Origin of the sequence: Vibrio sp. SCSIO 43155, from assembly GCF_023716605.1 — a bacterium.
Taxonomy (GTDB): Bacteria; Pseudomonadota; Gammaproteobacteria; order Enterobacterales; family Vibrionaceae; genus Vibrio; species Vibrio harveyi.
Genome location: NZ_CP071852.1, coordinates 3,097,750 through 3,112,326, shown reverse-complemented (window position 1 = coordinate 3,112,326; position 14,577 = coordinate 3,097,750). Strand labels below are relative to the sequence as shown.

Annotated in this window: 8 protein-coding genes; 6 read left to right on the top strand and 2 right to left on the bottom strand. The window is 47.7% G+C overall.

The window, feature by feature from the left end:
• Positions 1 to 11: 11 nt before the first annotated feature.
• From J4N44_RS14835 to tldD, 3 genes are read left to right on the top strand one after another with little or no spacing between them, the layout of a single operon-like run.
• Positions 12 to 3,890 (top strand): YhdP family protein, encoded by a 3,879-nt coding sequence (locus J4N44_RS14835; RefSeq protein ID WP_252044598.1) that lies wholly within the window; start codon positions 12 to 14, stop codon positions 3,888 to 3,890.
• 39 nt (positions 3,891 to 3,929) lie between these two features.
• The gene (locus J4N44_RS14830) at positions 3,930 to 4,751 is read left to right on the top strand and encodes a carbon-nitrogen hydrolase family protein (protein ID WP_074050843.1); all 822 of its coding nucleotides are present in this window, start codon (positions 3,930 to 3,932) and stop codon (positions 4,749 to 4,751) included.
• Between the two features lie 11 nt (positions 4,752 to 4,762).
• Positions 4,763 to 6,208 (top strand): metalloprotease TldD, encoded by a 1,446-nt coding sequence (gene tldD, locus J4N44_RS14825; RefSeq protein ID WP_005444369.1) that lies wholly within the window; start codon positions 4,763 to 4,765, stop codon positions 6,206 to 6,208.
• Between the two features lie 167 nt (positions 6,209 to 6,375).
• Here the strand turns inward: tldD and J4N44_RS14820 are convergent, their stop codons facing one another.
• Entirely contained in the window at positions 6,376 to 7,752 is a 1,377-nt protein-coding gene (locus tag J4N44_RS14820; protein WP_005444370.1) for a PhoH family protein, read from the bottom strand.
• A 536-nt stretch (positions 7,753 to 8,288) separates the two neighbouring features.
• Here J4N44_RS14820 and rapA point away from each other — a divergent pair.
• Complete coding sequence (rapA, locus tag J4N44_RS14815; protein WP_085319115.1) at positions 8,289 to 11,198, top strand: RNA polymerase-associated protein RapA; 2,910 nt, start codon at positions 8,289 to 8,291, stop codon at positions 11,196 to 11,198.
• Positions 11,199 to 11,298: 100 nt separating this feature from the next.
• On the opposite strand, the gene J4N44_RS14810 is transcribed toward rapA, so the two are convergent.
• Positions 11,299 to 12,564 (bottom strand): NRAMP family divalent metal transporter, encoded by a 1,266-nt coding sequence (locus tag J4N44_RS14810; RefSeq protein ID WP_252044597.1) that lies wholly within the window; start codon positions 12,562 to 12,564, stop codon positions 11,299 to 11,301.
• A 238-nt stretch (positions 12,565 to 12,802) separates the two neighbouring features.
• Between J4N44_RS14810 and rluA the strand changes: the two genes are divergently transcribed.
• Both rluA and J4N44_RS14800 read left to right on the top strand, forming a co-directional pair.
• Positions 12,803 to 13,555, top strand: a complete 753-nt coding sequence (gene rluA / locus J4N44_RS14805; RefSeq protein ID WP_050924442.1) for a bifunctional tRNA pseudouridine(32) synthase/23S rRNA pseudouridine(746) synthase RluA — start codon at positions 12,803 to 12,805, stop codon at positions 13,553 to 13,555.
• A 32-nt stretch (positions 13,556 to 13,587) separates the two neighbouring features.
• Entirely contained in the window at positions 13,588 to 14,550 is a 963-nt protein-coding gene (locus J4N44_RS14800) for a D-2-hydroxyacid dehydrogenase (RefSeq protein WP_252044596.1), read from the top strand.
• The last annotated feature ends 27 nt before the right edge of the window (positions 14,551 to 14,577 follow it).

The following is a 14,577-nucleotide window of genomic DNA, read 5'->3' as shown; positions in this document are numbered from 1 at the left end:
TTGGAAAATTTGTGAATTCTGGTTTTAACCGTTTCGGGCGTTTCTGCGCGTGGACTTTAGTGACGTTATTGGTGCTTTTAGCCATCTTAGTAACCACACTACGCGTAGCATTGCCACAACTTAACCACTTCCAAGATGAGATCAAAACCTGGGTCAAGCAAGGCACAGGTTTTGACTTTTCTATTGCCAGCGTTGCTGGCTCTTGGCGTAATAGCCATCCCTCTATCGCACTGCAAGGCCTAGAAGCGAATCTGCCGAATAACCAAGACGCGCGCTTTGCCGTGGATGAAATTCATATTGAATTCGACTTGATTCAATCTCTCCTAAAGTTTAAGCCTGTGGTCGCGGATCTCACCATTGATGACTTGGCGTTAGATATTCGTACCGTTGATTTGTTGTCTAAATCAGAAAGTAACGACCCAGCAGCGAATGTCAGCCAAAGTGAATCAAAGCTGATTGATCAGTTGGACTCCTTGTTACTGCGTCAGTTTGAAGATTTCACGATTACCGACTCACGTATTTGGTACAAGTCAGTGTCTGGTGAAACACGCCGCTTGGACATCGAGCAATTACGTTGGAGCAACCAAGGTAAGCATCACTTAGCGGAAGGTACAGTGAGCATTGCGGACGCAAGTCTCAACTCATTGTTAGTGCGTGCTAACTTCAAAGATTATGGTTCGCTGCGTGATATCTCAGGTGAATTTTACGTAAGTGCAAAAGATGTGTCCGTGACGCCTTGGCTAACCACTTACATGCAAGATGAGTCTGGCGTTGAGTCAGGCAAAGTGAGTCTCAACACTTGGTTGACGTTGCAACACAGCCAACCAAGTTACGCTTATGTCGATCTGCAACCCTCTGAGTTAGTGTGGAATGAGAAAGGGCGTCATGAACTGCTGCTGGAGTCTGGTATTTTCAAGCTTTCACCAGATAAAGAAGGCTGGAAAGTAAATGGTCACTCACTGCAAATCCGCACCGATGACCGACCATGGCCTGAGCTGGATGTTGCCTTTGATTGGCAACCAGATGGCTGGCTACTCAACTTATCCCAATTAGACATTGAAGCGTTAACCCCGCTCGTTAAGTTAGCACCTAAATCAGAATCCACTACGGATTTGCTAGATAAACTAGCGCCGAAAGGACGAGTGGAAGACATTCGCCTGTCGATGAATGGTGGTTTAGATACGCTACGTTACTCAGCCGAACTGGATGAATTGGGTTTAACGCAGTGGGAGCTGCTGCCTGGCTTTAGTCATGTGCAAGGCAAAGTATCGGGTAACCTAGAACAAGCAAAAGCGAAAGTGACGGTTATCGATGATGTCTTCCCATATGGGGACGTATTCCAAGCGCCTTTAAACATCAAGCAGGGTGAAGTCGACATCGTTTGGCAGCAAGATGAAGATGGTTGGCGTTTGTGGTCTGATAAAGTGACTGCGGCGACACCCGATCTGCAAGTGCTGGGTGCGTTCCGTCTCGATTTCCCGAAAGAGCAAAGCCCATTTCTGTCGTTTTATGCAGAAGCTGATCTCTACAACGCTGGTGAAACGTGGCGTTACCTTCCAACTCTAGCACTTGGGCAAGATTTGACAGACTACCTATCTACTGCGATTCAGGGGGGTAAGGTCAATACTGCGAAGCTGCTTTGGTATGGCGAGCTAGGTGACTTCCCATATAAAGAGCATAACGGCATATTCCAAGCATGGGTGGGATTGAAGAATGCGAAGTTCAGCTTTGATACTGCTTGGCCAACTATCACAGATTTACAACTCGATTTGTTGTTTGAAAACGATGCCATGTACTTGGATTCGAAGTCTGCCACGTTAAATGGTGTGAAAGCGAAGCGAATCACAGGTCGTATTCCTGAGCTTGCAGAAGGTGGCCATATCGAGATCGAAGCGAAAGCAAGCGCACCGGGTAATGAAGTTCGTGACTACATGATGGCAACGCCACTGGTTGACTCCGTGGGGGCTGCGTTGACCGCACTGCAAGTTAGTGGTCCTGTTTATTCAGAATTCCAACTCAATATCCCATTTGATACCGAGAAAGATGCTCGCGCATGGGGTTATGCGGATCTTAAGAACAACCGCGTAGATATTGATGCGCCGCCGATGACGTTAGAGAACGCGACTGGCCGTATCAAGTTCGATAACGATGTAGTGACTACTTCTGGTCTATCTGCTGAATTATTGAAGCAGCCAATCTCACTGGACTTTCGTGGTGAGAACGCCGAGCAAGGCTACAATGTGACCATCAATACCCTTGGTGATTGGGAGGTAGACCCACTCAAACCTTACCTTGGCGAGCGTTGGTTAAGCCTTGTTTCAGGTCATGCACCATGGCAAATGGACATCGATCTACAACTCAACGATGTGGGTTTTACCTATCAAGTGGATGTGCTTGCTCAGCTTAGTCAGTTAGCAAGTGAATATCCGTACCCGCTTGGGAAAAAACGGGGCGAAAAAGGGCAAGCGAAGCTCCAAGCTTCTGGAAACCAAGAAAGTGTTTCGGCTCGTTTGCAGATCCCAAATGCGAAGTACCAAACGGAAATCGACATTTCAGGCGATGTCCCAGTATTGACCGCAACAAATCTCGTTGTGGGGAACGGCGGTTTCAAAATCAGCCCTGTGGTAGGACACGACGCCTCAATTCGTTTGGATGATTTGAGCCTCGATAAGTGGGCGGATTTAATGCACGTTCCACAAAGTACCACACAGTCTGTTTTGTCGAGCATGAAAACACCGACTGTTCCACTTCCAACGCGTATTAGCATGGATGTGAAGAATTTGGAGCTTGGTGGTATCGAGTTTCACGATGTGGATTTGAATGCACGTAAGAAGAATCTAAGCTGGCAGCTCGATGTTGATAGTCAAGAAGTGAAAGGCAAAGCCAATTACCTCAAACCGTATGATTTGTCCGTCTCATTGGAGCATTTACACCTGTATATTCCAGGTTTTGATGAGATGACGAAAGAGCGCAGTTCTCTGTTCGCTAGTGAAGATCAGAGCGCACCACTAATCTCAAACTTTGACCGCAAGTTCCATGCAGAAATGCCAAACTTAACTTTGAACATTGATGATTTCTGGTTGCAAGGTTACAAGGTCGGCAAGGTAAACGTGGATGTCGAGCGTGGCAATAATCGACTTGAATGGAAGAACGTAACTTTCAGTAGTGGTCAAAACCGTATTGATATGAGCGGTTGGTGGGAGCTAACCAAAGAGCGAAGTCATTCAAACCTATCCATGAAAGTTAAGGGTGATAATAACAGTGATTTGATGGAGCGCTTTGGGATAACCTCTGGCATCCAACAAGCGCCGTTTGAAATCAATGCCAACCTAGACTGGGATGGCGCGCCGTGGTCGATGAAGACTCAAAGTTTGCAAGGTGACGTCTCTACCGAATTTGGTAAAGGCGTGATCACCGAAGTGAGTGGCGCGGCGCGATTGCTCGGTCTGTTTAGTCTTGATTCGATCATTCGTAAGATGCAGCTCGACTTTACTGACGTGTTCGACAAAGGGATGGCATTCAACTCAATTACGGGTACAGGCCAAATCCAAGATGGTGTATTTATCACCAACGATATTGTGATGGATGCACTGGCCGGTGAAATGAAGATTCGTGGCATCGCCGATATGAACACCCGCTTGGTGGATGCGGAAGTGAACTTTACTCCGGACATTACTTCAGGTTTGCCTATGCTGACTGCCTTTGCTGTAGCGCCTCAAACGGCGTTGTACGTACTGGCGATTTCGACGGTTATTTCTCCAGTAGTGGAAGTCTTCACGCAAGTAAACTACGAAGTGAAAGGTCCTCTGGATTCACCTACTGTAAAAGAGATTTCACGAAGCAAAGGTGAATACAAGTTGCCAGAAAAACTGCGTGAGCAAGCGAAGTAATTGCGCGGTTAGTCTTCTGACGAACAAGGAATTGAATACATGGAACGTGTTGGCATCATTCAAATGACATCAGGTCCAGATATCGAGGAGAATCTGGACTTCATTGCCAAGCAATGTGCATTGGCTGCTGAGCAAGGTGTGAAGCTGGTTGTGACACCAGAAAACGCTACGCAGTTTGCCAATCGAGAGGCGTATCACCAGAAAGCAGAAACTTTGGGTGACGGTCCTATCCAGCAGTGTTTGTCTGAGATCGCACAACGCAATCAATTAACGCTAATAGTCGGCAGCATGCCGATTCGCACTGAACAAGGCGTGACTACCACGACATTAGTTTTCTCACCGCAAGGTGAGCGTATTGCTCATTACGATAAGCTGCATATGTTTGACGTGGATGTAGCCGATGGGCATGGCAGTTATCGTGAGTCGGATACCTTTAATGCAGGTAATCGCATCGTGACGGCAGAGACCAATATTGGTACGGTAGGCTTAAGTATTTGCTACGACGTACGCTTTCCTGAACTGTTTAAAGCACTACGCTTAGCAGGAGCACAAGTTATCGTTGTGCCCGCTGCCTTTACCGCCGTCACGGGAGAGGCGCATTGGGAAGTACTGCTAAGAGCGCGTGCGATTGAAACCCAGTGCTGGATTCTTGCCTGCGGGCAAACGGGGACGCATCCATGTGGTCGTCAAACCTGGGGGCACTCCATGGTGATTGACCCTTGGGGGCGCGTTCACCAACAATTGAATGACCAAGTAGGATTGCTGGTGGCAGAGATAGATTTGTCACACAACCAGCAAGTAAGGCAGAATATGCCGCTGACTCAACACAGTCGCTTTCAAAATGAATTGAAACGGAAATAAAAGAGCTAACTATGAGCATAAACCAAATAGAACAGGCACTCCTTGCCCCAAACGGTCTGACAGAGCAAGACATCGCTGACACACTAGCGAGCATTGCGACGCGCCAGATCGATTATGCGGACATTTACTTTCAGTCCAGCTGGCATGAGTCTCTGGTTCTAGAAGACAGTATCATTAAAGATGGCTCTTTCAATATTGACTGTGGTGTCGGAGTACGAGCAGTCACAGGCGAGAAAACCGGTTTCGCCTACTCAGACCAAATTCAACTAGAAGGTTTGAAGCAAAGTGCGATTGCGGCGCGTGGTATTGCGCAGCAAGGTCAAAACGGCAAAGTGCACGCATTCAAGCGTTCTGATAACCAAGCTTACTACGATGCGGTAAACCCACTAGCAAGCTGGGAAAAGCAACAAAAAACTGAACTGTTATTGTCTCTGGATGCGTACATTCGTACCAAAGAGCCACTCATCAAAGAAGTGTCGATAAGCATCAGCGGTGTGCACGAGCAAATGCTAGTTGCAGCAACCGACGGTACTTACGCTGGCGATATTCGCCCGCTTGTTCGTCTATCAATCAGTGTTCTTGCTGAAAAAGGCGATCGCCGTGAACGCGGTAGCGCTGGTGGTGGTGGTCGTTTCGGTTACGACTTCTTCCTATCTGAAACGAACGGCGTGAAACAAGCCTTCCAATTCGCAGATGAAGCGATTCGTATGGCGCTAGTGAACTTAGAAGCAGAAGCAGCACCTGCAGGCATGATGCCTGTGGTACTTGGTTCTGGCTGGCCGGGCGTATTGCTGCACGAAGCGGTAGGTCACGGTTTAGAAGGTGATTTCAACCGCAAAGAGTCGTCAGTGTTCTCGGGCAAGATGGGTGAGCAAGTGACATCTCCGCTTTGTACGATCGTGGATGATGGCACGCTAAAAGATCTGCGCGGTTCATTGAACGTGGATGATGAAGGTGTGAACGGTCAATACAACACACTTATCGAAAATGGTGTGCTTAAGGGCTACATGCAAGATAAGTTGAACGCACGCCTAATGGGTGTGAATCCTACAGGTAACGGTCGTCGTGAGTCTTACGCGCATCTACCAATGCCACGTATGACCAACACTTACATGCTGCCGGGGGAGCACACGCCAGAAGAGATCATCTCTACAGTGAAGAAAGGTCTGTACGCACCAAACTTCGGGGGCGGTCAGGTGGACATCACTTCTGGTAAGTTCGTGTTCTCTGCATCGGAAGCGTACTTGATTGAAGATGGCAAAATCACTCGCCCAGTGAAAGGCGCAACGTTGATAGGCTCAGGCATCGAAGCAATGCAACAAGTTTCTATGGTGGGTAACGACCTAAGCATCGACAGAGGCGTTGGCGTATGTGGTAAGGCGGGTCAAAGCGTACCAGTTGGCGTTGGTCAACCAACATTGAAGCTCGATTCAATCACCGTGGGTGGTACTGAGTAAGCATTAACTACCAATTAGCTATGACGTTAAAGATCGTCATTCCTTACCGCGACGAAGGAGCGATGATAGGGAGTCTCGACTTTTAGCCTAGAGCATCAAACGTTAAGCTATTAAAGAATAAAAGAGCGCCCATTGAGCGCTCTTTTGTTTTAGGGGGAGATGATTCGCTATAGATTCTCTTCCGCAAACTCTGCCAAGCGACTGCGCACCACACCATTGAGGTGAATATTGGCGCTGCCTTCAAAGTTCTTGAAGCGCTCAACCATATACGTCAAACCAGACGTCACTGGGGTTAGGTAGTGGGAGTCAATCTGTGCCAAGTTACCCGAGCACACAATCTTAGTGCCTTCACCACAACGGGTGATGATGGTTTTGATTTGTGAAGCGGTTAAGTTCTGACACTCATCGAGCAAGACAAACGCATTCTGGATAGAGCGACCACGCATAAAGTTAATCGATTTAAACTGAATGTTGGCTTTATCGCAGATGTACTTCATCGAACCTTCGGTGCAATGGTCGTTCTTGTGCAGTGCTTCCAAGGTATCGGTCACTGCGGCTAACCACGGCATCATTTTCTCTTCTTCCGAGCCCGGTAAGAAACCAATCGACTCACCAATATCTGGCGTGTTCCGCGTTACGATAATCTTATCGAACATGCCTTTTTCAATGGTTTGCTCTAGTGCTGCTGCCATTGCAAGGAGCGTTTTACCACTACCGGCAGCGCCGGTCAGAATCACCAAATCAATATCAGGATCAAGCAAGGCATCCATCGCCATACCTTGATAGATATTTTTCGGTGTAATGTCCCAAGCGCGACGATGCATCATGCGCTCACGACTCAGGTCGAGCAGCGTAACCTTATCCTCATTAATGGTTTCTACTCGACCTACAAAATCACTCTCTTCATCAATCACGTATTGGTTGATAAAGGTCGGCTCGAACGGTTCGCGGTTGAGTTTATGGAACGTTTTTCCACCCAGCGCGTAACTCTCAACTTCATCCACATCACTCCAAAAATCACCTTCACGTTGTTGGAAGCCTTTGGTGAGATATTGGATATCATCAATCAGTTGATCCGTACGATAGTCTTCAACGAAACGTACGCCAGCGCCTTTGGCTCGCAAACGCATGTTGATGTCTTTGGTTACGAGCACGACTTCACGTGGTGCGCGTTTGTTTTGCAGATAAAGCACCGCATTGAGTATGCGGTTGTCACCGGCTTTGTCGGCGAAGGCTTTGACGGTTTCCTGCAATTCGAAGTCCGCCAAAATAGAGATGGTGCCTTGGCTTGGGTTATCTTTAGAAACTGGAATACCTTCTGAGATTTCATCGGGTGTTGCGTCTTTAAACAGATCTTCCAAAGCGCGAATCGCAACGCGTGCATCCCTTGCTACATCACGTTTACTGTCTTTGATTCGGTCGAGTTCTTCCAACACGGTCATTGGGATGACGACATCGTGTTCTTGGAAAGAGAAGATGGCGAAGGGTTCATGAAGAAGAATGTTGGTATCGAGTACAAACAGTTTCCGATCGGTATCGCCCATAGCGTCTCCTTGCCGCAGCGCGGCTTTGCTGGCTAGTAGCTAAGAAGGAACAGTCTTCCTAACTCTGATTGCTTGCAATAGAGGTTGTCGGGCAATGTCGGTTAGTGCGCAACCGAGTAGCAAGACAACTTACTGCAAACCCGTGTTGATCCTAATCGTGTACTTAATGCGCTCAAATCATGCTTGATGACTCTAAGCGCCCCTCATTAGAAGTATACGTAAAATTTACTTCTTACAACTTAATAATTGTCATGAGTTTTTTACAATTTGATTGCATTCCTAATTCAGGAAAAAAAGTTGCCCCTCTGGGCGGTTTCGGCGTGACCTAAATCACAGCTTCAAGTAAGATTAGCGACCTTTTTCTGCGTATAGGCTACGCCCGATTTATCATGTTCAGCTGGCTTAAAAATGCACAGCACAAAGTGGCATGACAAGCACGATTGGCATAGCAGAAGCCAGAATCAGATCTAAACTATTATCCATGCCCATCGGGATGGGTAGAGACCAACAAGAAACAACAACGAGGTAGTCAATTCATGACATTTGCTTTGGGGCAGCGCTGGATTAGCGATACGGAAAGCGATTTAGGTTTAGGTACCGTAGTAGCAATGGATGCTCGTACTGTGACATTGATGTTTGCAGCATCAGAGGAAAACCGAGTTTACGCACGTAACGATGCACCAGTTACCCGAGTAACGTTCAACGTCGGTGATGTCATCGATTGCCAAGAAGGTTGGTCATTAAAAGTTGAAGAAGTACTGGAAGATGAAGGTCTATACACCTATTTCGGTACTCGTGAAGACACGCAAGAAACGGCGATCGTGTTGCGTGAAATCTTCCTAAGCAACCACATTCGTTTTAACAAGCCGCAAGACAAGTTGTACGCAGGTCAAATCGACCGCATGGACAACTTCGTACTTCGCTACCGTGCGCTACAAAACCAATTTGAGCAACACAAGAGCCCAATGCGTGGTCTGTGTGGCATGCGTGCAGGCTTGATCCCTCACCAGCTTTACATCGCGCACGAAGTCGGTCGTCGTCACGCGCCTCGCGTATTGCTAGCGGATGAAGTTGGTCTGGGTAAAACCATCGAAGCGGGCATGATCATCCACCAGCAAGTGCTGTCAGGTCGTGCTGAACGTATCCTTATCGTGGTGCCTGAGACACTGCAACACCAGTGGCTCGTTGAGATGATGCGTCGTTTCAACCTGCACTTCTCTATCTTCGATGAAGAGCGTTGTATTGAAGCATTCGCAGAAGCGGAAAACCCATTTGATACGCAGCAATACGTGCTGTGTTCACTGGATTTCCTACGTAAGAGCCGAAAGCGTTTCGAGCAAGCGCTAGAAGGCGAGTGGGATCTATTGGTTGTCGATGAAGCGCACCACTTAGAATGGAGCCAAGACAAACCAAGCCGTGAATACCAAGTGGTAGAAGGCTTGGCAGAACGCACTGCGGGTGTGCTACTGCTAACGGCAACACCAGAGCAGCTAGGTCGTGAGAGTCACTTCGCTCGTCTACGTCTTCTAGATCCAGATCGTTTCTACGATTACGACGCATTTGTTGAAGAAGAAGAGCAATACGCACCAGTGGCGGATGCTATCACTTCGCTGTTCTCTGGTGAGAAACTGCCTGACGAAGCGAAAAACCAAATTACGGAACTGCTTTCTGAACAAGACGTTGAGCCGCTATTCCGCATTATCGAAAGTGACAGCGATGAAGAAGCGAAAGCATCAGCGCGCCAAGAACTGATCGACAACCTAATGGACCGTCACGGTACTGGTCGCGTTCTGTTCCGTAACACGCGCGCAGCAATCAAAGGCTTCCCGAAGCGCAACGTGCATCTAATGCCAATGGACATTCCGCAGCAGTACACCACGTCAATGCGTGTATCAGGCATGATCGGCGGCAAGATGACACCAGAAGCGCGCGCGGTGAAGAACCTTTATCCAGAAGAAATCTTCCAAGAATTTGAAGGTGAAGATTCAAGCTGGTGGCAGTTCGACTCACGTGTGAACTGGCTACTTGAGAAAGTAAAAGAGAAACGCAGCGACAAAGTATTGGTTATTGCCTCTCGTGCAAGTACTGCGCTGCAACTTGAGCAGGCACTGCGTGAGCGTGAAGGTATTCGTGCAACTGTATTCCATGAAGGCATGTCGATTCTTGAGCGTGACAAAGCGGCTGCTTACTTTGCGCAAGAAGAGGGCGGCGCGCAGGTTCTTATCTGTAGTGAAATCGGCTCAGAAGGTCGTAACTTCCAGTTTGCTAACCAGCTTGTGATGTTCGATTTACCGTTCAACCCAGACTTGCTAGAGCAGCGTATTGGTCGTCTGGACCGTATCGGTCAGAAGCGTGATATCGATATCCACGTGCCTTACCTAAAAGATACGTCACAAGCGATTCTTGCTCGTTGGTTCGATGAAGGTCTGAACGCGTTTGCTGAAACCTGTCCAACAGGTCGCGCGGTTTACGATAAGTACTCTGATGCGCTGATTGAAATGCTGGCGTCTGGTGATGTTTCAAACCTTGATGAAGTGATTGAAGAATCAGCGAAGATGAACAAAGAGCTGAAATCACAACTTGAGCAAGGTCGTGACCGTCTGCTAGAGATGCATTCAAACGGCGGCGAGAAAGCGCAGCAGATCGTTGAGAAAATCTCATCGACAGATGGTGACACAAACCTAGTTACATTCGCGTTGTCTCTGTTCGACACCATTGGTTTGAACCAAGACGACAAAGGCGAAAATGCACTTGTGGTAACGCCATCTGAGCACATGATGGTGCCAAGCTACCCAGGTTTGCCATACGAAGGTGCGACTATCACATTTGATCGTGATACAGCGCTATCTCGCGAAGACATGCACTTTATCAGTTGGGAACACCCAATGATTCAAGGTGGTATTGATCTGCTGATGAGCGAAGGTGTGGGTACCTCTGCGGTTTCTCTGCTGAAGAACAAAGCGCTACCAGTGGGCACTATCCTACTTGAATTGGTATACGCGGTGGATGCACAAGCACCAAAACGCAGCGGTATTACTCGTTTCTTACCGAAGACACCAATTCGCATGATGATGGATGCTCGTGGTAACGATCTGTCTTCTCAGGTTGAGTTTGAAGGCTTCAACCGTCAGCTTAGCCCTGTAAACCGTCACCTAGGCAGCAAGCTAGTGACATCAGTACAGAAAGACATTCACAGCCTAATCGAAGCGGGTGACGCATTGGTTGAGCAGAAAGTGGAAGACGTTCGCAAACAAGCGCATCAAGACATGCAACAAAGCTTGAATGCCGAGCTTGAGCGTCTACAAGCACTGAAAGCGGTTAACCCGAATATCCGTGATGAAGAAATTGAATCGATTGAAGAACAAATCAAAGAGCTAACAGGTTACATCAACCAAGCTCAGGTTCAGCTAGATTCGCTACGTCTGATTGTGGTCAGCCACAACTAATCAGCGTTCAAACACACGAAAAAAAGGTCTTCAATTGAAGACCTTTTTCTTTATCTGAGCTTGGTTTATCTCAGCGGTTCAGTTAATCGCTCGTAGCCAATTACATTAGCCACTTCCACCAAATAAACAGCGCTAAGAAGCCGAATAAGTAAATCAAGCCAGCAATCGACAACCACTTCAATTTACGCCCCAATGCCAATGGCTTAGGCAAGTCGGTTTTGCTCACCAGAATGTAGTTCAGTAGCGCGAAGAACGGTGTCGTCATAAACGCCAGTACCATGGCAAAGTTCAGCATTGGTAGTAGTGCTGACGCCCAGAACACCACAATACCTAATGCTAAGACCGATACCGTTAGCATGATCGCAGACGTGGCTTTTGGGTTCGTTTCTGGTTGCGAGCGCAGTAGACGTTGAGAGTCTGAAATCACACGAGAGTAGCCATCAATTACCGTAATTGTACTGCCGAAGATGCAGAAGAACGCAATCACCGCAATTAGGTAGCGTGACCATTCACCAATAGTTGCAGCGTACAAGCCGACTAGCTGGTGGGAGAAGCCCACGCCAGAGCTTTTAAGCTCGATGCCTGAGCCGTGTAGCATCAACGCACCTAGCGATACAAACACCAAAGCCAATACCGCAGTACCAATATAGCCGACATTGAAATCAAACAACGCAGATTTTGCGGTGACTTCTTGTTGGCTAGTTTGGCGTTTGAGCCACGCAGACGTCAAACAAGAGATCTCGATTGGTGCTGGCATCCAGCCCATGGTTACAACGATAAAGCCGATAGCTGCAATTGACCAAGGAGAGGGGGATTCAAAGTTCGCAACGGGCTCTACCGGATTACCAAATGCAATCGCCACTGCTAGTAATGTCGCAATGGTCAGTACTGTCATGATGACTTTCGAGAGCGTATCCAGCGCTTTGTAATGACCAGCAAATAGGATCACCAAGCACGTGACCAATACAATGATACTGAGTGATGCCATCGACAATGAAAATGGAATGAAGTAGCCCAACAAGCTCGCACTGAACATCAGAAGCGCTGCTGTATTGATCACCGCAGAAACGGAGCTGAGAAGCAAGAACAACCACAGGTAGGGGCGACCAAGCTTAGCGTAGCCTTCAACCAAGGTTTTACCTGTGCCCATGGTGTATTGCACGCCTGCTCGAAAAAATGGGTATTTAAAAAGGTTTACTAGCAGGATAAGCACGGCGAGTTGCCAGCCATAAATGGCACCAGCTTTTGTTGAAGCAACGAGGTGAGAGCCACCCACCGCCGCAGAAGCCATGAGAATGCCGGGACCCAACGAGCGTACAAATTGGGAGATTTTGGATTGGGGTTGATCTGGTACTGCCGATTCCATTTGTTATTGTCCTTGTTCATCAACGATAAACTATAAGTAACATGCCCAGCATGGTTGTCAATTTAAATTTACAACTTGGTTTGGATTTATTTTTATTGGTGGTTTGACTTGTTAATTTTTGTTATTTCAAAAAGTTATATCGACTCTGGTTCGCGATAAAATTAAACGTGTTTTGTGCATGCATCTTGAGGGCTCTTGGGTATAATCAGCGCGTTTTTATTCTGTAGAGATCCTGCCCATGGCAATGCTTGAGTACAATCCACCAACCGATCCTTGGATTGATGTCGTTTTTGAAGATGAGCAAATATTGGCTGTGAATAAGCCATCCGGTCTGCTCTCTGTGCCGGGCCGTCTCGCTGAGCACTATGACAGTATGTGGAGTCGCCTCACTGAGCAGTATCCAGACATTCAAGTGGTACACCGTTTGGATATGTCGACTTCCGGTTTGATGGTTCTGGCGAAGAACAAACATGCAGAAAGTGCTTTAAAGAAGCAGTTTCAATATCGATTGACGCATAAGATCTACTATGCACGAGTTTGGGGGCACGTAGAGCAAGAAGAAGGTGAGATTGACCTGCCGCTGATTTGCGATTGGCCTAACCGTCCACTGCAGAAAGTGTGTTTTGAAGATGGCAAACCTTCTAAGACGCTATTCCAAGTGGCGAAGCGAGAAGAGCACCCTGATGGAGCGAAGACGACGATTGTACGTTTACTGCCTATCACTGGTCGCTCACACCAATTGCGTGTCCACATGCAAGCATTAGGTCACCCGATTGTGGGGGATGAATTTTACGCAACTGAAGAAGCAAAAGCTTTCTCTGAGCGCCTAGAACTGCATGCCGCTGAGTTGAGCTTTTACCATCCGAAATGCCATTGGCTGCGCAACATCTTTGTTCCTTGTGATTTTTACCCGGAAGCGGAAGCTATGATCTTTGACTATTTCGACCCAGCGCGTAAATTACCAGATTACAAAACACTGCCTCGCCCATAAATTCATCTTTAGGCAGTGAACAAGGAGTTGTTATGTCACTGCCTAAAGTGGTCTTCCTCGACCGCGCGACCATCCCCACTCAAATTCAAATACCTCGTCCAAGCTTTGCCCATGATTGGGGGGAATACGATCTGACTTCTTCTGAGCAAGTTGTTGAGCGTCTCGCTAATGCGGATATCGTGATCAGCAACAAGGTGGTGCTCGACCAATCTGTTCTCATTCAACTTCCTAACCTCAAGATGATTGCCGTCGCGGCAACGGGCTTTAATAACGTCGATATCAACTATTGCGCCGAGCACAATGTTGCGGTCGCCAACGTGCGTGGCTATGCGACTCGCTCGGTGCCTGAACATGTCATTGCGATGCTTTTTGCCTTGCGCCGCAACTTGTTTGGTTATCATCAAGACATTGCCGCAGGCGAGTGGCAACGTAATAAACAGTTTTGTTTCTTTACGCATCCAATTGGGGACGTTGCAGGTAGCACTTTGGGGGTGGTTGGCAGCGGCGCATTAGGTCTGGCGACGGCACAATTAGCGAAAGCGTTAGGTATGAACGTGGTGTTTGCGGAGCGCAAAGGCGTAACCGAGTGCCGAGAAGGCTATGTCTCTTTTACTGAAATGCTAAATCAAGCGGACGCCATCACTCTGCATTGTCCATTGAATGATGAAACACGTAATTTGATTGGCGAAGCGGAACTTAAGCAGATGAAGCCAACATCAATTTTGATTAATACCGGACGTGGTGGCTTGGTAGATGAGCAAGCCTTAGTGGATAGCTTAAAACAAGGTGAGATTGCTGGTGCAGGGTTTGATGTCTTTACCCAAGAGCCCGCCGATGAGAGTAATCCGTTGGTTGCCAATATGCACTTACCCAATCTATTGTTAACGCCACACGTCGCTTGGGGCAGTGACTCATCGATTCAGCGTTTGGCTGAGATCTTGATTGAGAATATTAACGCCTTTGAGCGTGGTGAAAGCCTCAATCGCTTGGCGTAATACCTGAAAATAGGCATGAAAAAAGCA

Excerpts from the sequence above, each read along its gene's own strand:
- rapA (WP_085319115.1), top strand. The coding sequence starts at position 8,289 with ATGACATTTGCTTTGGGGCAGCGCTGGATTAGCGATACGGAAAGCGAT.
- J4N44_RS14830 (WP_074050843.1), top strand. The coding sequence starts at position 3,930 with ATGGAACGTGTTGGCATCATTCAAATGACATCAGGTCCAGATATCGAG.
- J4N44_RS14810 (WP_252044597.1), bottom strand. The coding sequence starts at position 12,564 with ATGGAATCGGCAGTACCAGATCAACCCCAATCCAAAATCTCCCAATTT.
- J4N44_RS14820 (WP_005444370.1), bottom strand. The coding sequence starts at position 7,752 with ATGGGCGATACCGATCGGAAACTGTTTGTACTCGATACCAACATTCTT.
- tldD (WP_005444369.1), top strand. The coding sequence starts at position 4,763 with ATGAGCATAAACCAAATAGAACAGGCACTCCTTGCCCCAAACGGTCTG.
- J4N44_RS14800 (WP_252044596.1), top strand. The coding sequence starts at position 13,588 with ATGTCACTGCCTAAAGTGGTCTTCCTCGACCGCGCGACCATCCCCACT.
- rluA (WP_050924442.1), top strand. The coding sequence starts at position 12,803 with ATGGCAATGCTTGAGTACAATCCACCAACCGATCCTTGGATTGATGTC.